General features: G+C 67.0%; 15 protein-coding genes. 7 read left to right on the top strand and 8 right to left on the bottom strand.

The window, feature by feature from the left end; genetic code table 11:
• Positions 1-147: 147 nt before the first annotated feature.
• Positions 148-981: a helix-turn-helix transcriptional regulator gene (locus LMA02_RS26435; protein ID WP_166724591.1), complete on the bottom strand. Its 834-nt coding sequence runs from the start codon at positions 979-981 to the stop codon at positions 148-150.
• Positions 982-1,261: 280 nt separating this feature from the next.
• Here LMA02_RS26435 and LMA02_RS26440 point away from each other — a divergent pair, with 280 nt between their 5' ends.
• A complete protein-coding gene (locus LMA02_RS26440; RefSeq protein ID WP_228908153.1) occupies positions 1,262-2,167 on the top strand; it encodes a helix-turn-helix transcriptional regulator in 906 nt (301 codons plus the stop codon).
• Positions 2,168-2,238: 71 nt separating this feature from the next.
• Here the strand turns inward: LMA02_RS26440 and LMA02_RS26445 are convergent, their stop codons facing one another.
• Together LMA02_RS26445 and LMA02_RS26450 are read right to left on the bottom strand one after the other, a co-directional pair.
• On the bottom strand, positions 2,239-3,885 hold the full coding sequence (locus LMA02_RS26445; RefSeq protein ID WP_228908154.1) for an NRAMP family divalent metal transporter: 1,647 nt from the start codon (positions 3,883-3,885) through the stop codon (positions 2,239-2,241).
• Positions 3,886-3,988: 103 nt separating this feature from the next.
• Positions 3,989-4,126 (bottom strand): hypothetical protein, encoded by a 138-nt coding sequence (locus LMA02_RS26450; protein WP_006751726.1) that lies wholly within the window; start codon positions 4,124-4,126, stop codon positions 3,989-3,991.
• A gap of 1,064 nt (positions 4,127-5,190) precedes the next feature.
• On the opposite strand from LMA02_RS26450, the gene LMA02_RS26455 reads away from it, so the two are divergent.
• Both LMA02_RS26455 and LMA02_RS26460 read left to right on the top strand, forming a co-directional pair.
• Positions 5,191-5,451, top strand: coding sequence for a hypothetical protein (locus tag LMA02_RS26455; protein WP_166724594.1), 261 nt, complete (start codon positions 5,191-5,193; stop codon positions 5,449-5,451).
• A gap of 106 nt (positions 5,452-5,557) precedes the next feature.
• Positions 5,558-7,036, top strand: coding sequence for a carbohydrate porin (locus LMA02_RS26460; RefSeq protein WP_228908155.1), 1,479 nt, complete (start codon positions 5,558-5,560; stop codon positions 7,034-7,036).
• A 93-nt stretch (positions 7,037-7,129) separates the two neighbouring features.
• Here the strand turns inward: LMA02_RS26460 and treA are convergent, their stop codons facing one another.
• Complete coding sequence (gene treA, locus LMA02_RS26465) at positions 7,130-8,848, bottom strand: alpha,alpha-trehalase TreA (protein WP_228908156.1); 1,719 nt, start codon at positions 8,846-8,848, stop codon at positions 7,130-7,132.
• Between the two features lie 319 nt (positions 8,849-9,167).
• On the opposite strand from treA, the gene LMA02_RS26470 reads away from it, so the two are divergent.
• Positions 9,168-10,556, top strand: coding sequence for an MFS transporter (locus LMA02_RS26470; RefSeq protein ID WP_228908157.1), 1,389 nt, complete (start codon positions 9,168-9,170; stop codon positions 10,554-10,556).
• Positions 10,557-10,905: 349 nt separating this feature from the next.
• Positions 10,906-12,117 carry a winged helix-turn-helix domain-containing protein gene (locus LMA02_RS26475; RefSeq protein WP_228908158.1) on the top strand — a complete coding sequence of 404 codons (1,212 nt, stop codon included), beginning with the start codon at positions 10,906-10,908 and terminating at the stop codon, positions 12,115-12,117.
• A 96-nt stretch (positions 12,118-12,213) separates the two neighbouring features.
• Here LMA02_RS26475 and LMA02_RS26480 read toward each other — a convergent pair whose 3' ends face one another.
• Both LMA02_RS26480 and LMA02_RS26485 read right to left on the bottom strand, forming a co-directional pair.
• On the bottom strand, positions 12,214-12,432 hold the full coding sequence (locus LMA02_RS26480) for a DUF1653 domain-containing protein (protein WP_006751720.1): 219 nt from the start codon (positions 12,430-12,432) through the stop codon (positions 12,214-12,216).
• 56 nt (positions 12,433-12,488) lie between these two features.
• On the bottom strand, positions 12,489-12,932 hold the full coding sequence (locus LMA02_RS26485; protein WP_228908159.1) for a GNAT family N-acetyltransferase: 444 nt from the start codon (positions 12,930-12,932) through the stop codon (positions 12,489-12,491).
• A gap of 149 nt (positions 12,933-13,081) precedes the next feature.
• Here LMA02_RS26485 and LMA02_RS26490 point away from each other — a divergent pair, with 149 nt between their 5' ends.
• The gene (locus tag LMA02_RS26490; protein WP_228908160.1) at positions 13,082-13,705 is read left to right on the top strand and encodes an HAD hydrolase-like protein; all 624 of its coding nucleotides are present in this window, start codon (positions 13,082-13,084) and stop codon (positions 13,703-13,705) included.
• Positions 13,706-14,099: 394 nt separating this feature from the next.
• Complete coding sequence (locus LMA02_RS26495; protein ID WP_212063378.1) at positions 14,100-14,672, top strand: DUF4142 domain-containing protein; 573 nt, start codon at positions 14,100-14,102, stop codon at positions 14,670-14,672.
• A gap of 121 nt (positions 14,673-14,793) precedes the next feature.
• On the opposite strand, the gene LMA02_RS26500 is transcribed toward LMA02_RS26495, so the two are convergent.
• Both LMA02_RS26500 and LMA02_RS26505 read right to left on the bottom strand, forming a co-directional pair.
• Positions 14,794-15,393: a GNAT family N-acetyltransferase gene (locus LMA02_RS26500; RefSeq protein ID WP_228908161.1), complete on the bottom strand. Its 600-nt coding sequence runs from the start codon at positions 15,391-15,393 to the stop codon at positions 14,794-14,796.
• A gap of 87 nt (positions 15,394-15,480) precedes the next feature.
• A complete protein-coding gene (locus LMA02_RS26505) occupies positions 15,481-16,395 on the bottom strand; it encodes a LysR family transcriptional regulator (protein ID WP_175654465.1) in 915 nt (304 codons plus the stop codon).
• Between the last annotated feature and the right edge of the window lie 56 nt (positions 16,396-16,451).

A 16,451-nucleotide genomic window follows, 5' to 3' on the forward strand; every position in this document is an offset into this window, starting at 1 on the left:
AAACCGCGTGAAAAGGGACGCGCCTCGTAGCGTCGCGGCGGTTTTCCGGCGGCGATCGGATCGGACTACGAAACCCGGCGGCGCGTGCGCGCGCCCATCGCCGGAACCGCTTCCATCGCGCGGCGGGGGCCGCGCGAGCAGAAGGGGTCAGGACTCCAGGCGGCGCGCGGCGAGGTACGCGAGCTGCGCGCGGTTCTGGACGTTGAAGAGTTTTTCCAGCGAACGGATATGGTGACCGACCTTGTGCAGCGACGTGCGCAAGGCGCTGGCGATCTCCTGGTCGGACAGCCCGTGCACGAGGCGCTCGAGCACCTGCTGCTGCTCGTCGCCGAGCGCGAAGCCGCGCATGCGCGCGATGCGCGCCTCGAGAAACGGCAGCGCGATGCGATGCACGGCGAGACTCACCGACAGCGCGCCGCCGATCACGCGATCGTCGATCCACTCGGTGCCGTGGGCTTCCGACGTCACGTTCACCGCGACGCGCAGGTCGAGCCGCGGCGCCGACAGGCTGAAGATCACGCCGCTGTTCATTGCGTGCGCACGCAAATGGCCGGCCAGCGCGAGCACCTTGCGATCGCCGCTGCCCTGCGCGGCCGACTCGATCTCGTCGAGCCGCCACGCGACCGGAAAGCCGCTCTGCCGCACCTGCGCGAAACGCGGGTCGCTCTCGTAGAGCATGCCGTCGATATACGGCTGCATGAACGTCGCGGGCGCGAGGTCGCGCAGCAGATGCGCGCACAGAATGCGCCGCCCGATCATCTCGTATGCGCCGTAACCGAGCGTGCTGAAACCGATTTGCCGCAATCGCGCATGGCATTGGGCGAAATCGACGAGACTCAGGTCGGACTTACCGGGCGCGATTTGAATGCCGGTAAAAACGTCACGCTCGAATGCATGAATTTCTTTCGAATAAGCGGCAGCGGCCGCGATATCGGCTTGCGAAAACCACTCGACGCGTGGCGCGTCGTCAGCATATGTCATGAGCAGCCCACCCTTTCCCAATATGTGAACTTGCCCCGTCACCACCTGGTCTTTTCTTTATGATTTTCTGGTCATCTCTATACCGGTGCGGATATGAACCTTTCGCCCGCATTAGTATTACGGCATATTACGCGCACACTGGCATTTTTGTACAATGCCCCCGCGTTTCGTCTGGATGACGATCGGCGCATATCATAAAGATGCTCGATCGCACCGTCGCGAGCGCCGTGCACGACACGGCTGCCGCCACGCGATGCGCGTCGATTCCGAGGGATGGCTCATGTCCGATATTGCATTGCAAGAAGAAGCGGTCGCCCCAACGTTGTCCCGTTCGCCCCGGCGGACGGTCGCCTGCGCCGACGCGTCGAGAGAGCGCCCGGTGCAGGTCGTCTGGTGCGATGACTTGAAGCGCGGCGACATCACGCAGCCGCACGCGCCGAAGCTCGGCGTCGCCGATACGCTCGCGAACGCGCAGAGCACGGCGGAACGCAACCGGATCGTCGCAAGCCTGCTGCACCTGACGGGCTTCTCGACGTTCGCGTACTTCGCGCTCGAATTCTCGCGCGAGCGCGTCGAAAGTCTCTACCTGCACGAGGCGTTCACGCCGACCACCTACCGTGGCGACTACGTGCGGCACAACCATCACGACATCGATCCGCGCACGCTAGACGCGCGCGTGTGCAACATGCCGATCGTGTGGGACCTGCAGCAACTGCGCCGCGAACATCGCGAGCGCGACGACGGCCCGTGCGTGACGCCGGCCGCGCTCGACGGTTTCCTGCAGACGATGCAGGAGGACGGGATGTGCAGCGGCATCATGTATTCGATGGCCGTGCCCGGTACGCGGCTGCACGCGTTCATGAGCTTCACCGCACCGCGCCGCACGCGCGAGTGGATCACGCCGGCGACGATCGAGCAGGCGTTGTCGATCGGGCTGTCGGTGCACAAGTTCGCGTCGCCGCAACTGATCGCGACCTCGCGCGAGCGCGCGGTCAACGGGCTCACGCCGTTCGAGCAGGAACTGCTGCTGGGTATCGCGGAAGGCGCATCCGACAAGGAGATCGGCCGGCGCCTCGACACCAGCGCGCACAATGTCGACTATCACCTGCGCAAGCTGCGCAAGCGCTTCGGCGTCGCGAACCGGATCCAGCTCACGTACCTGACGTCGAAGCTCGAGCTGATCTGACTTGCGTATACGCACATGCCGGCCTCGCGGGCCAGCATGTGCGGAACTCATCGCGAGGATGACGCGCGCCGTTACTTCATCAGCGTCATCTGCACGACCTTGACGATCACGAGACCGACCGCGACCACCAGATAGCCGCGCAGCACGGCCATCCACACACGCGTCGCGACCGTCATCTTCTGCGGCTCGAGCGAGTCGAGCGGCGGCATGCGCCACGTGTCGCGCGCCGCACGATCGATGCCCGGCTCGACGACGCGCTTGTTGCGGCGGATCAGCACCGTCGCGAGATAACCGGTGATCGCGAGCACCGTGCCGCCGACCAGCACGTCGACGATCGCTTCGCCGCTGATGTCCGGATACATCACCGACGCGGTCAGGATGATCGACAGCAGCACGAGCACCCAGATCACCGCGCCCGTAAACACGTTGAGCTTCGTCGAGTTGACCCACGGGCCGAGCACCTGCCGATCGTTGCAGAGCACGAGCAGGAACACCGTCGCGCTCGGCAGCAGCACGCCCGCGAGCGTCTGCACCGCTTCGGTCAACAGGCCGAGCGGGCTGCCCGGAATCAGCACGAGCGCGGCAGCGGCCGCGACGATCCCGAAGTAGACGAGATAGAAGCCCTTCGCGTCGGACACGCCGCGATGCAGCGAATGACGGATCTTGAACACGTCGCCGATCGCATACGCGGTCGACAGCGACACCGCCGCCGCGCCGATGATGCACGCGTCGAGCAGCGCGACCGCGAACAGCGTCGCGCCCGTGCGGCCCGCATACTTCTCGAGGCCCGCGATCACGCCGCCCGCATCGGTGAAGTTGCCGGCTTCCGGATGACCGCCGAACAGCGCGGCGCTGAAGCCGATCATCGCGACCGCGCCGATCAACACGAACGCGATGCCGATCCACAGGTCGACCTTCTCGTACTTCATGAAGCGCGGCGTGATGCGCTTGTCGATCACGTAGCTCTGCTGGAAGAACAGCTGCCACGGCGCGACCGTCGTGCCGACGATGCCGATCACGAGCAGCATCACGTCGGACAGCTTCGCGTGCGCGGGCCAGTTCGGCACGAAGAAGTCGCGCGACATCTGCGACACCGGCGGGTGGATCGACACGAGCACTGGCACGAGCAGCAGGCTCAGCACGCACAGTACGATCGCGAACCGCTCGAAGCGCCGGAAGTCGCCGGTACTCACCGCGGCCATCGTCAGCGCGGCCGCCACGCACACGCCCGCAACCTTCGGGAGCCCGAAGAAAGCCAGCACGAACGTGATGCCGATGAACTCGGTGACGATCGTCAGCGCATTGAGCAGGAACAGGTCGATCACACTGAACGCGCCCCAGAACCGGCCGAAGCGCTCGAAAATCAGGCGCGCATGGCCGACGCCCGTGACCGCGCCGAGGCGCAGCACCATTTCCTGGTTCACGTACAGCACCGGCACCAGCAGCAGCAGCGTCCAGAGCAGCGTCGTGCCGTAGTTCTGGCCCGCCTGCGTGTAGGTGCCGAATGCGCCCGCGTCGTTGTCGCCGACCATCACGATCAGGCCGGGGCCGATGATCGCGAGCAGCGTGCGCAGCCGTGCCCACCACGTGCCGCGTGCGGCGGTGTCGTGATGCGAGATCGTGCCGAGGGCACCGCGGATGTCGCCCAGGTGGGCTTCATCGAGCACGGCGCTGCGCTCGACGGCGATCGGTGGAGAGACGTTGGATGGCGTGGACATGATGAATTCCGTACGGCTGGTTTTTTTATCCGGTCAAGCGTGTGGCCTTGGCATACGCGCGCGGAACCGGCCCGCGTGCGCATGCCGAGACGTGCTCGGCGTGTCAGTGGATCAACGACTTGAGGCGGTTCAACAACCGGGAGAACACCCGTGGACGGGCGTCGAACGTCAGCATCGCGTCGTAGTGCGAGCGCGATTGCGTGACTTGCGGGAGATTCGACAGCAGAAGGCCGAAGTTCATGGTCTGGCTCCTGGCGGCGACGGCATGTGTGCCGGCCGCGTAGTGGGCGCGGGGCCAGTCCGGGCCTGAACGACGTGTCAGGCTAGTCGGCCGGCATGTCCCTGCGACCCGGGTTCAAAAGGGTCTGTTGACGCAACGGGCATAAGGGACAACTGTCACTGTCGTTCATGGCGGCTCCTGTGCGGTGTTCCGGAAAACACGGTTGACCGCCGTCCGGCGCGCTGACCGCCGTTCGGCTGCATGCGAAACGCATGCGCGAACGGCGGCCGCGCACCAGGCGGCGGCGAAACCGGATCGCGCATGCGCGAAGGCATCACGCTAACCGGCGCGAATCAGGGTGCACGTAGGGGGTTACTGCGGAATACTGCTGCGCGCACCGTTTGCCTGGGGGACAAACGGCGGCTTCGATGAGGCGCGGACGTCGGTCGCTCAGGCGGAAACTTCGTTCGAAGATCGACTACTGCAGGCGTCCAAGGCGGCGGCCCCAAGAGTGAAGATGGCGGATTCTATGGACCGCCCGAAACGGAAGTCAACCCTCTGGAACGCCCTTCGGGGAATATTTTTTCCGGCATCGGGACGCTGAAAGATTTGCGCCCGGAATGACGCGCCGCAACCTTTCAACGCGTGGGCGGCCGCGTGCCGCCGATGCGTGCGAGCAACAGTCCCCGCAAGCCGCCGACGGGAGGCTGTACCGCGTGTCGGCCGGGGCGAACCGCCGCTGCAACACTGTCGCGACGCGCGCCAAGACGACGCTTTTTGCTTGCACCGCAGCAAAACTCGCGACTACAATCCGCCCCGAATCGTCAAGGGAGTCCCTTCGTGGACACATGCTCAAGTTGTAGTTCGATGCCGGCACAGGCCGGCCAAGCCATCGCGAGATAGCAGCCGGACGCATGTCCTTCGCCGCTAGCTCGCTTCGTCGGGTTAGCGCGCTTCCTCCCGGACCGGCCTCGCCGGTTCGTCCGTCGCACGCTCCGTTACGTTCCAACCGCCGATCGCAGGCCGCGTCATGCCTACGCTCGATCACGTCGTCCGGTATGCTCCGGACCGGACGGAGATACGCCATGTTCTTTCAATCGCTCGCGGCCACACTCAAGCGGCTCCTGCACGTCACGTGCGATCGCTCGTCGGTTTCACCGCTCGCCCACGCGCTCGGCAACTGGCGCGGCAGCGCGCTCGCGCATAGGCCGGCGGCACCGCGCCCGCTCGACTGCCTGCTGGTCGGCGCGATGGCCGCCGCCGTCGCGCTCGTCGCGCTGCTCTGCACGGCCGCGTCGCACCTCGGCTTCACACAGGCTTGGCGTATCGGCGGCTGGCTGCCTTAAGCGGCAACGCGGCGCGGCCCTGTGTCCATGCGCCGCCCGCCCTCATGCGATCGCCTCACGCCGCCACTTCGCCAGCCTGACCAAGTATTCAAATAACGGAGCACACATGAAGAATCGTTTCGAACCCGCGCGCAAGCGCCGACTCGATGCGTTCACGGCGCTTATGCTGTCGCTCGCCGCCGCACCCGCATTCGCGCAGTCGGCGTCGCCAGCCGCAGCCGAACCGACGGCCGAGGCCAGCGACACCGCCGCCGCCCAGGCCGCCGATGCCGCCGCGCCCGCCCCCACCGGCTTCTGGGACCGTTCGAACCTGTTCGGCAACATGGGCGGCCTGCGCGATGTGCTCGGCGACCACGGCGTCACGCTGAGCCTGCAGGAAACCAGCGAATACCTGTACAACGCCGCGGGCGGCACGCATCGCGGCGGCGCGTACCAGGGCGTCACGCAATTCGGCTTCAACGTCGATACGGAGAAGGCGATCGGGCTGCCGGGCGGCACGTTCAACGTGTCGGGGCTGCAGATCCACGGCACCAACCTCACGCAGCGCTACCTGCAGACGCTGCAGACCGCGACCGGCATCGAGGCGAATTCGACCACGCGGCTGTGGGAGCTCTGGTACCAGCAGGCGTTTCTCGACGGCAAGGCCGACGTGAAGGTCGGCCAGCAGAGCGTCGACCAGGAGTTCATGGTGAGCCAGTACGCGGCGACGTTCATGAACGCGACGTTCGGCTGGCCCGTTCTGCCGGCGGCCGACCTGCCGGCCGGCGGCCCCGCGTATCCGCTGTCGTCGCTCGGCGTGCGGCTGCGCGTGAAACCGGCCGACGCGTGGACCGCGATGGTCGGCGTGTTCGACGGCAACCCGGCCGGCCGCAGCGACGGGGACGCACAGTCGCTGAACGCGCACGGCACCAACTTCAACCTGCGCAGCGGCGCGTTCGTGATCGGCGAACTCCAGTACGCGCTGAACGCGCCGCCCGCCGATCCGAAGGCGCCGCCACCGGCCGGCCTGCCCGGCACGTACAGGCTCGGCTTCTGGTATCAGTCGCAGCACGCGAACGATCCGCGCTTCGGCACCGACGGGCTGTCGCTCGCGAATCCCGACAGCAACGGGATCGCCGCCACGCATCGCGGCAACTACGGCTTCTATGCGGTCGCGGATCAGATGGTGTGGCGGCCGTCGGCCGACAGCCCGCGCTCGGTCGGCGTGTTCGCGCGCGTGATGGGCTCGCCGGGCGATCGCAACGTCGTCGATTTCGCGGCGAATGCCGGCATCACGCTGAAGGCGCCGTTCGCCGGACGCGACAACGATACGGCCGGCATCGCGGTCGGCTACACGAAGATCGGCTCGCACGCGCGTGCGCTCGACGGCGACACGGGCGCCTACACGACGCCCGGCTATCCGGTGCGCCGCGCGGAAACGGTGATCGAGGCGACCTACCAGTACCAGGTCACGCCGTGGTGGCAGTTGCAGGCCGACCTGCAGCACTTCTTCCGGCCGGGCGGCGGCATCCCGAACCCGAACGCGGCCGGCGCGCGCATCGGCGACGAAACGGTGGTCGGCGTGCGCACGACGATCACGTTCTGACGCACCGCGCATGCGACACGGGCCGGACTGCCGCTTGCGCGGCGCTCCGGCCCGTTGTGCATTCAAGTGCTAGCGCGCGACGCACGCGCCCCGTCACTCGCCATACAGCCCGAGCAGTTTCAGCGTGACGCCGTTGGTCCAGCCGAAGCCGTCCTGCAGCGGATATTCGCCGCCCCCGCCGCCGCCCGCGCCGGCCCCCTCGACCACGTACTTCTCGACGAGCTTGCCTTCCGTCGCATACACATGCTTCACGTCGGTCAGGAAGCGCGTGCCGATGTCCTTCGCGAGCGCCGGGTCGCCGTAACGGCGCAGCCCGTCGATCGCGATCCACTGGAGCGGCGCCCAGCCGTTCGGCGCATCCCACTGCTGGCCCGTGTTCTCGGTCGTCGTCGCGAGGCCGCCCGGCTGCAGCAGCGTCTTGCGCACCTCGCGCGCGGTCGCCTTCGCGCGCTCGGGCCACGCGACACTCGTGAACAGCGGATACAGCGCGGCGGCCGTCACGCCGTCGCGCGGCTTGCGCAACTGCCAGTCGTAGTCGCCGTAATAGCCGTGACGATTCCACAGATAGTGGTTGATCGCGGCCGCGCGGCGGCCCGCCCGTCCGGAAAAGTCCGCGACGCACGCGATGTCGTGCGTGACCGCGCAACCCTTCACGATCGTCGTCTCGAGATGGAACATCAGGCTGTTCAGGTCGACCGGCACGATCGACGTCGTGCGGATCGTCGCGAGCGTCTTGCCGTCGCCGAACCAGCGCGAGCTGTAGTCCCAGCCGCTTTCGGCGCCCGCGCGCAGGTCGCGGTACACCTCGTTCGCGGGGCGATCCGGCACGACCTTCGCGGTCGTCACGTCCTCGAGATACGACTCGTCGCGCGGCGTGTCGCTCGCGTCCCAGTAGCGGTTCAGCACCGCGCCGTCCGGCATCGCGACCACGTGGCGCGCGGCCTGCCCGCGCGGCGTCGTGGTTTCGCCCTGCATCCAGTACGCATGCTCCTTGCGCAGCGCCGGCAGGTATTTCTGGTAGACCTTGTCGCCTTCGGCCTGCGCGGCGAGCGTGACCATGTACGCGAAGAACGGCGGCTGCGAGCGGCTCGCGTAGTACGTGCGGTTGCCGTTCGGGATGTGGCCGATCGTGTCGATCAGATGCGCGAAGTTGTCGAGCATGTCGTCGACGAGATCCTCGCGCCCCGACACCTGCAGCCCGAGCATCGTGAAATAGGTATCCCAGTAGTAGCCTTCGCGGAAGCGACCGCCCGGCACCACGTACGGCTTCGGTATCGGGATCAGCGAGCTGTATGGCGGCACCGTCGTGCTGGTGCGCGTGAGCTGCGGCCACAGCCAGTCGATGTGCTGGCGCAGCGTCTGGTTCGCGGGCGGCGTGACGCCGCCTGCCGGCGGCGGCGTGAAGTGCTGGTCGACGAACGCCTTCAGCGAGAAACCCGGCTGCGACTTCTGTTGCTGATACAACTGCACGATCGTCGCGGGATCGGTATCGGGCGTCGCATCGACGAAGGTCTTCTGGTCGGGATAGAGCTGCGCGGTCTGCACCGCGACGAACAGGTCGCCGTAGAGCTGGCTCGGCGGCGGCAGCAGCGTGCCGCCGGAGGCCGGATTCGCGAGCGCCGCCGAGGCTGGCACAGCCGACTGCGTGGCCGCGTGGTTCGCGCTGTCGGCTTGCGCCGCGCACCCGGCGACGGCCAGGTACGCGACGGCCAGGACGGCGGCCCAGCGCATGCGCGGCGCGGGAGCGAATGAGTGCGAGTGCGAGTGCGAGGCAGGATGCAATGCGATCGATGCGGCACGACGTGACGTCATGACGTGTCCCCTCCTTTCGATGGTGAGTGGATCGGCAGGGGTCTCGTTCGCGCGTGCGCTCGTCTCGATGGCCGTCGATCGATGCGCGTCGTTGTATGTCGCAGATGAGTTCCGACTGTCGCACGAAACGCGCATCGCACGCAAGTTTGGCGGCCGGGCCCGCGCACGCGCGTCATGGGGGATGTCATGCGCCGCAGTCGTCTCTTTTGCCGGGCACGGTAACAGGAACGACTGTTGCAACATGCGAAACAGGCGTTGCCTCACGTGACGCAACGACCACATTGTGGGCATAATGGCGTCTTTACCGCGCGCCCTGCTCATGTCGCCCGTCTTTCTAGCACCGCTCATCGTTGCCTGTGCGTTGTTCATGGAAAGCGTCGACGCGAACATCATCGTCACCGCACTCCCCGCGATGGCGAGGGACTTCGGACACAATCCCGTCACACTGAACATTGCGATCACGGCCTACGTGGTCGGCCTCGGCGTCTTCATCCCGATCTGCGGATGGCTCGCCGACCGCTTCAGCGCGCGCTCCGTATTCCGCACCGCGATCGGCATCTTCGTCGTCGGCTCGCTGATGTGCGCGGCCTCCAACTCCCTCGGCGTGCTCACGTTCGCGCGCTTCGTGCAGGGCGTCGGCGGCGCGATGATGGTGCCGGTCGGCCGGATCATCATCTTCCGCGCGGTGCCGCGCTCCGATCTCGTGCGCGCGATGAACTACCTCGCGATTCCCGCGCTGTTCGGGCCCACGGTCGGTCCGCTCGTCGGCGGCTTCATCACGACCTACCTGCACTGGCGGATGATCTTCTTCATCAACGTGCCGATCGGCATCTACGGGATCTACGTCGCGAGCAAGCACATCGCGAACACGCACGAGCCCGACCCGGGCCCGCTCGACTGGTTCGGCTTCCTGCTGTCGGCGAGCGGCGCCGCGCTGCTGCTGATGGGCCTCACGCTGATCGACGGCTCGCTCACGTCGCGCGGCAACGCGATCATGATGTGCGCGGCCGGCGCGGTGATGCTCGCGCTCTACGTGCCGTACGCACGCCGCAAGGAGCGGCCGGTGCTCGACCTCAGTTTCCTGAAGATTCCGACCTACCACGCGAGCGTGGTCGGCGGGTCGCTGTTCCGCATCGGCCTCGGCGCGGTGCCGTTCCTGCTGCCGCTCGCGCTGCAGGAAGGCCTCGGCATGAGCGCGTTCCACTCCGGGCTGATCACCTGCGCATCCGCGCTCGGCGGCGCGGTGAGCCGCTCGACGGCCACCCATACGCTGCGCCGCTTCGGCTTTCGCACGGTGCTGATCTACAACGCCGCGTTCGCGGGGCTCGCGATCGCCGCATACGGCGTGTTCCATCCGGGCATGGCCACCTGGGCGATCTGGATGATCGTGCTGGTCGGCGGCATCTTCCCCGCGCTGCAGTTCACGAGCCTGAATTCGATGATCTACGCGGATATCTCGCAGGCCGACGCGGGCCGCGCGACGAGCCTCGGCAGCGTCGTGCAGCAGATGTCGCTCGGGCTCGGCGTGACGGTCGCCGGCCTCGTGCTGCACGTGTCGCACTGGCTGCAGGGCCATCAGACGATGGTGTGGTCGGATTTCTGGCCCGCGTTCGTCGTGGTCGGGCTGTGTTCCTTCGCGTCGATTCCGATCACGCGGCGGCTGCCGCCCGGCGCCGGCGACGAAGTCGCGCGCGGCAAGCGGCAATGAACGGGCAAGGCTGAGGGGAACGGGCAGGCGGCTGAAAAAACCGGAATACAAAAAAATCAGCGGACATCCACACGGGGCCGGTGCACAGCCGCATGGATGTCCGCTCAGGGCTCCGGGTCTCTCGTTGGGGGTTGAGAATCCCGGATCTGCTTCCTGCGTGCCATGGACATATGTGCGTCGGAAGCGGAATCGTTGCGCGCACAATGCGTCGCGCCATGTCCGCACTATAAGGAAAGTCGCGTCGCGCATCTGTCAAGCATTGTCAGACGCCGCGGCGTGCGCGCGCCGCACCTGTGCGCCGCTTTCGCGCTAAAGTGGTGCCCGACCGTCACCCTCAGCCGCCGCTCCGATGCTTACGCTCTCGCCTGCCGCCGCCCGCGCGCTGCATCTCGCCGCGCAGGGCCTGCTGACCCCGCCCCGCCGCAAGGCCACCAAGGCCGACGTGCTCGACACGATCCGCCGGATGGCGCAGTTACAGATCGATACCATTCACGTCGTCGCGCGCAGCCCGTATCTCGTGCTGTTCAGCCGTCTCGGCGACTTTGCCCCGCAGTGGCTCGACGAGCATCTCGCCGAGGCGCGCCTGTTCGAATACTGGTCGCACGAAGCGTGCTTCCTGCCGATCGAGCAATTCGGGCTGATGCGCTACAAGATGCTCGATCCGTCGGGGACGGGCTGGAAATACGCGGCCGAATGGCACGAACAGAACCGCGCCGACATCGAACGGCTGCTCGCGCGGATTCGCGACGAAGGCCCGGTGCGGTCGGCGGATTTCATCCGCGAAGACGGCGTGAAGGGCAACGGATGGTGGGACCGCAAGCCGGAGAAGAAACATCTGGAAGTGCTGTTCACGACCGGCGACCTGATGGTGTCCGAACGCCGCAATTTCCAGCGCATCTACGACGTGCGCGAGCGCGTGCTGCCCGGCTGGGACGATGCGCGCGACCTGCCGCCGCGCGACGCGGTGCTGCCCGCGCTGCTCGACTACACGTGTCGCGCGCTCGGCGTCGTGCGCGCGGACTGGGTGGCCGATTACTACCGGCTGCCGCGCCGTTCGTACCGTGCGGAGCTCGAGCGCCTCGCGGACGCGGGCGAGCTGCTTCCGGTGGAGATCGCCGGCTGGAAGGAGCCGGCCTACGTGCATCGCTCGCTCGAAGCGCTGCTGCCGGCCGCCGCGGCCGACACGCTGCGCTCGACGGTCACGACGCTGCTGTCGCCGTTCGATCCGGTGGTGTGGGACCGCCGGCGTGCGTCGACGCTGTTCGGGTTCGACTACACGATCGAGTGCTATACGCCGGCGCACAAGCGGCGTTATGGCTATTTCTGCCTGCCGGTGCTGCATCGCGGCCGGCTGATCGGCCGCATCGACGCGAAAGCGCATCGCGTGCTCGGCACGTTCGAGTTGAAGGCGGTGCATGTCGAGCCGGGCGTGCGGTTCGGCACGGGACTCGCGGCCGACGTCGCGAAGGCCGTGAAGCGGCTGGCCGCGTGGCATGGCACGCCGGACGTGACGGTCGCGCACGCGCCGCCCGAATTGATGAAGGCGCTAGCCGGCGCATGAGGCCGGCGGAGTCGCGCCGAGCGGCGGGCGATGCGCGTGGGGTTTGCCGCTTGCGCATGTACGGCGACGCGCTCGTTGTCAGCCGCCGCCTACCGCTCAGTCACGCAGCTTGCGAAAACGCGGGGTGCCGTCCGGCAGGTTCTCGTTGAACATCGCTTCCGGGCGTACCCACAGGCCGCGCGCATGCGGCCACAGATGCTCGTACACGACCACCGATTCCTCGGTTTCGGAATGACGGGCGACGCCGATGTAGCGATATAGCCCGCCCTTGTAGTGACGATGCGTGGCGAGCTGTTCGGCTTCCTGTTCGGTCATGATCTGCTTTCCTTCGGCAAAAAACGAAAGCGCGTATTGTATGCGCTCGCCGCGCGTCAGCGCTTCACGTAGATGTCGGGGCGGCGGATCTCCATCAGCCGCTCGGGATTCGCGGACGGCCCGAACCCGACCGGCCGGTACAGCTCATGCGCGTCGGTCGTCACGAGCATGATGCGGCGCAGGCTTTGCACCATCGGCTGCGCGAACACGTGATCGATCAGCGCGCGGCCGTAGCCGTTGCCGCGGTCGGCCGGCAGCACGAATACGTCGCAGAGGTACGCAAACGTCGCGTGATCGGTCACGAGCCGCGCAAACCCGACGAGCCGGTCGCCGACATACGCGCCGAAGCACAGCGAGCCGTCGATCGCACGCTCGACGACGTCGCGCGGAATGCCCTGCGACCAGTACGCGTCGCGATGCAGGAAATCGAAGATCGCGTCGATGTCGAGTTCGCGCTTGTCGGTGGAAAATCTCAGCGTGGCGGTTGGGGCTGCGGGCACGTCGGCTCTCCTGTCGGATCGGGGCGGAGCAGCAACGATAGCGCGGCGCGGGGTGGGCGACAAGCGAGGCTTGCGCAACCCATCGTGCAGCCAACGAGGCTCGATTCAGTGATATCGTCGGCGGCTCGATGAACCTGCCGCATCACTTCATGCCCTATCGACTCATCGCGTTCGACTTCGACGGCACCCTCGCCGATTCACTCGACTGCTTTCTCTCCGCGCTGACGGAGGCGTCGCGCATGCACGGCTTTCGCGACGCGACGCCCGAGTTGCGCCCCGCGCTGCGCGGCATGTCGGCGCGCGAGATCATCCGCGCGCTCGAGGTGCCGATGTGGAAAGTGCCGCGCGTGACGATCGACATGCGCCGGCTGATGCGGCCGCGCATCGCGCACGTGAAGCTGTTCCCCGGCGTCGACGCGACCTTCGACGCACTCGCCGCGCGCGGCATCCGCATCGCGATCGCCACGTCGAACACCGAGGACATCGTGCGCGACCGGCTCGGCCCGCATGCGAGCCGATGCGTCGATACGTTCGCCTGCGGCATTCCGCTGTTCGGCAAGGCGCGCCGGCTACGTGCGCTCGTACGCGAAGCAGGCATGCAGCCCGACGACGTGCTGTATGTCGGCGATGAAATCCGCGATGCCGAAGCGGCGCGCCGTGCGCGCATCGCATTCCAGGGCGTCGCATGGGGTTACACGGCCCCCGACGCGTTGCAGGCGCATTGCGCGACACCATTGCTGCCGCGTCTCGACGCACTGCTCGATCGCGTTTGATGGTGTCGGGCGCATCGCGCGCTCGATTCGACGCGTCGTGACGCAATCACTCGATACCCGCCCGCAAGACGATGAAACGCCGATGACACGTGCGCACATCGCATCCATTGCATGCGCATCGTGCACGCAAAAATTGCCGCCACGATGCACGCGACAGGTACGCACTACCTGTCCACGCGCGCACCCATCGATTCGTCTTACCAACCGTTACACAAACCACAGCGCGGTTGCACCTGCTACGGGAGCGCTCTCCTAGAATCATTCGGGCCGGGAAACACTTCGAACGCCGCCGCGGCAGAGCGGCGTCGAGTCCGGCCCGGGCGCGCCCGGTCTCTCGCACAGCCGCGGATCACGCGATCCGCCCATTAATCAGAGCCCCGATCGAGGAGGTCCTATGAACCGCTTTCCCCAAATCTCGCGCCTTGCATTGTCTGCCGCTGGCCTGCTTCTCGTCGCCGTGACGGCGACCGCGCAAACCGCTCAACCGGCGCCGGCCGCACCGACCGCCGCCACGCAAACGCGCATCCACGAAGCCGACCAGACCTTCATCACGGACGGCACGAAAACCGTGTCGACGCAGCACGACGCCGCACGCATCGCCGATTCGCGCACGTCGGACAGCCAGGTGAAGGCGTTCGCGCAACGCGTGTCGACCGACGATGCGAAGATCATCCAGGCGATGCGCGCGGCCAGCCCGCGTGGCGTCGACGTGCCGGCCAACGATCCCGACACGACCGTGCTGGACAGCATCAAGACCCTGCGCGGCGCGGAATTCGACAAGGCGTACATCGAGCAGGTCGCGCTCGCCGGCCAGCAGAAGACGATCTCGGCATTCCAGGCCGAAATCGCGGCAGGCCGCGACACGAAGCTGAAGGAAGTCGCACGCCAGTCGCTGCCGATCCTGCAGGCCCACTACGCGGAAGCGCAGAAGCTCGCGCAACGTCATCACCTCGCATCGGCGCAATAACGCCAGTCACGCCAGTCAGGCGATAACCCGCCGCGCAACCTGCGCGGCACCCCGCTTCCCCCCTCGTCGCGTCGCCGTCCCCCTCTCCGGCGGCGCGACGCCTGCGGCACCCCGGTTCGCGTTACGTCGCGAGCTTCGCCCGCAACCGCTCGCTCACCTCAGGCCATTCGTCGTCGATGATGCTGAAGCGCACCGAATTGCGCTTGCGGCCGTCGGGCATGATCCGTTCGTGACGCACGATCCCTTCCTGCTTCGCGCCGAGCCGCAGAATCGCCGCGCGTGACTTCTCGTTCAGTTCGTCGGTCGTGAACTGCACGCGCACGCAGTGCAGCGTGTCGAACGCGTACGCGAGCAACAACCATTTCGCTTCGGTATTCGCGCGCGTGCGCTGCGCCGATTCGCTCAGCCACGTATGGCCGATCTCGAGCTTGCGATTGTTGCGGTCGATCTTCCAGAAACGCGTGCTGCCGATCGCGCGGCCCGACGCACGCTCGACGATCACGAACGGCATCACCGTGCCGGCCGCGCGGCCTTGCAGCGCGGTGTCGATATAGGCATCGACCGTGTCTTCGCCCGGCACGACCGTGACCTTCAGATTCCACAGTTCACCGTCCGCCGCGGCGTCCAGCAGCGCCTGCCGGTCGGATGCTGCGAGCGGCCGCAATACGATGCGCGCGCCGGCAAGCGTCGGTTGTTCGAGAGAAGACGAAGCGTCGGTCATGACGGGTTCCGTTGCCGTGAAGGTGACGAGGAGGAGGACGCCGTGCGCGGCAAAACGCACATCGAAATGCCCATCATACGGCCGGCGTCAGCCGGGCAGCGCGGCGAGCCGTTGTCGAATCGCCTTCGCTTCGCCACGCAGCGCATCGGCGAAGGCGTCGACGAGCAGGCTCTTCGGCCGGTGCTCGGGCACGATCACGCTGACGCGATACGGAAACGAGCGCGTGAGCGGCCGCACGTGCAGGTCGCGCCCGACGAAATCGAGCGCGGTCAGCGGATTGACGATCGCGGCGCCGAGCCCCTGCCGCACGAACGCGCACACCGACACGGCCGACGGCGTCTCGACCACCGAACGCGGCGCGACGCCGAGCTGCGCGAACGCCTCGTCGATCAGGATCCGGTACGGGTCGTTCAGCGACAGGCTCACGAACGGACGATCGGCGAGATCCGCGAGATCGATCGCGCGCCGCGCGAGCAGCGGATGGCCGTCGGGCAGCACGCACACCTCGTCGACTTCGAGCAGCGGCGTGAGCACGGTGCCGGCCGGCGCGACGTCGTGTTCGGTCAGCCCGAGATCGTAGCGCTGCGCGGTCAGCCACTCTTCGAGCACCGGCGACTCCTGCGTCGCGACCGACACGCTGACGCCCGCATGCGCGTCATGAAAGCGCCGGCAGGCGCCGGGCAGGATCGCGTGCGAAAACGCCGGCAGCGCGATCACCGACAGCTGCCCGTCGCGAAACTCGCGCAGCCGCGCGGCCGTCGCCGCGACACGCTCGAGCCCCACATACGCGAGCCGCACGTCGTCGAACAGCGTGAGCGCGGCCATCGTCGGCCGCAGCCGGCCATGCGAGCGCTCGAACAGCGCGAAGCCGACCACCTGCTCCATCCGCGCGAGCTCGCGGCTGATCGTGGGCTGCGACGTATAGAGCATCTCGGCCGCACGCGTCGTGCTGCCGGTGACCATCAGCGCGCGGAAGACCTCGATGTGCCGGTGTGTGAGCATGGCTGCCTATATCAGAAATGAATCGAACATCGATAATCAGGCATTTTACTGTATAG

This window comes from Burkholderia sp. B21-005, assembly GCF_020843965.1.
In the GTDB taxonomy this organism is placed as follows: Bacteria; Pseudomonadota; Gammaproteobacteria; order Burkholderiales; family Burkholderiaceae; genus Burkholderia; species Burkholderia ambifaria.

Bases quoted from the DNA above. Each gene is read 5' to 3' on its own strand.
- LMA02_RS26435 (WP_166724591.1), bottom strand. From the start codon at position 981: ATGACATATGCTGACGACGCGCCACGCGTCGAGTGGTTTTCGCAAGCC.
- LMA02_RS26440 (WP_228908153.1), top strand. From the start codon at position 1,262: ATGTCCGATATTGCATTGCAAGAAGAAGCGGTCGCCCCAACGTTGTCC.
- LMA02_RS26445 (WP_228908154.1), bottom strand. From the start codon at position 3,885: ATGTCCACGCCATCCAACGTCTCTCCACCGATCGCCGTCGAGCGCAGC.
- LMA02_RS26450 (WP_006751726.1), bottom strand. From the start codon at position 4,126: ATGAACTTCGGCCTTCTGCTGTCGAATCTCCCGCAAGTCACGCAATCG.
- LMA02_RS26455 (WP_166724594.1), top strand. From the start codon at position 5,191: ATGTTCTTTCAATCGCTCGCGGCCACACTCAAGCGGCTCCTGCACGTC.
- LMA02_RS26460 (WP_228908155.1), top strand. From the start codon at position 5,558: ATGAAGAATCGTTTCGAACCCGCGCGCAAGCGCCGACTCGATGCGTTC.
- treA (WP_228908156.1), bottom strand. From the start codon at position 8,848: ATGACGTCACGTCGTGCCGCATCGATCGCATTGCATCCTGCCTCGCAC.
- LMA02_RS26470 (WP_228908157.1), top strand. From the start codon at position 9,168: ATGTCGCCCGTCTTTCTAGCACCGCTCATCGTTGCCTGTGCGTTGTTC.
- LMA02_RS26475 (WP_228908158.1), top strand. From the start codon at position 10,906: ATGCTTACGCTCTCGCCTGCCGCCGCCCGCGCGCTGCATCTCGCCGCG.
- LMA02_RS26480 (WP_006751720.1), bottom strand. From the start codon at position 12,432: ATGACCGAACAGGAAGCCGAACAGCTCGCCACGCATCGTCACTACAAG.
- LMA02_RS26490 (WP_228908160.1), top strand. From the start codon at position 13,082: ATGCCCTATCGACTCATCGCGTTCGACTTCGACGGCACCCTCGCCGAT.
- LMA02_RS26495 (WP_212063378.1), top strand. From the start codon at position 14,100: ATGAACCGCTTTCCCCAAATCTCGCGCCTTGCATTGTCTGCCGCTGGC.
- LMA02_RS26500 (WP_228908161.1), bottom strand. From the start codon at position 15,393: ATGACCGACGCTTCGTCTTCTCTCGAACAACCGACGCTTGCCGGCGCG.
- LMA02_RS26505 (WP_175654465.1), bottom strand. From the start codon at position 16,395: ATGCTCACACACCGGCACATCGAGGTCTTCCGCGCGCTGATGGTCACC.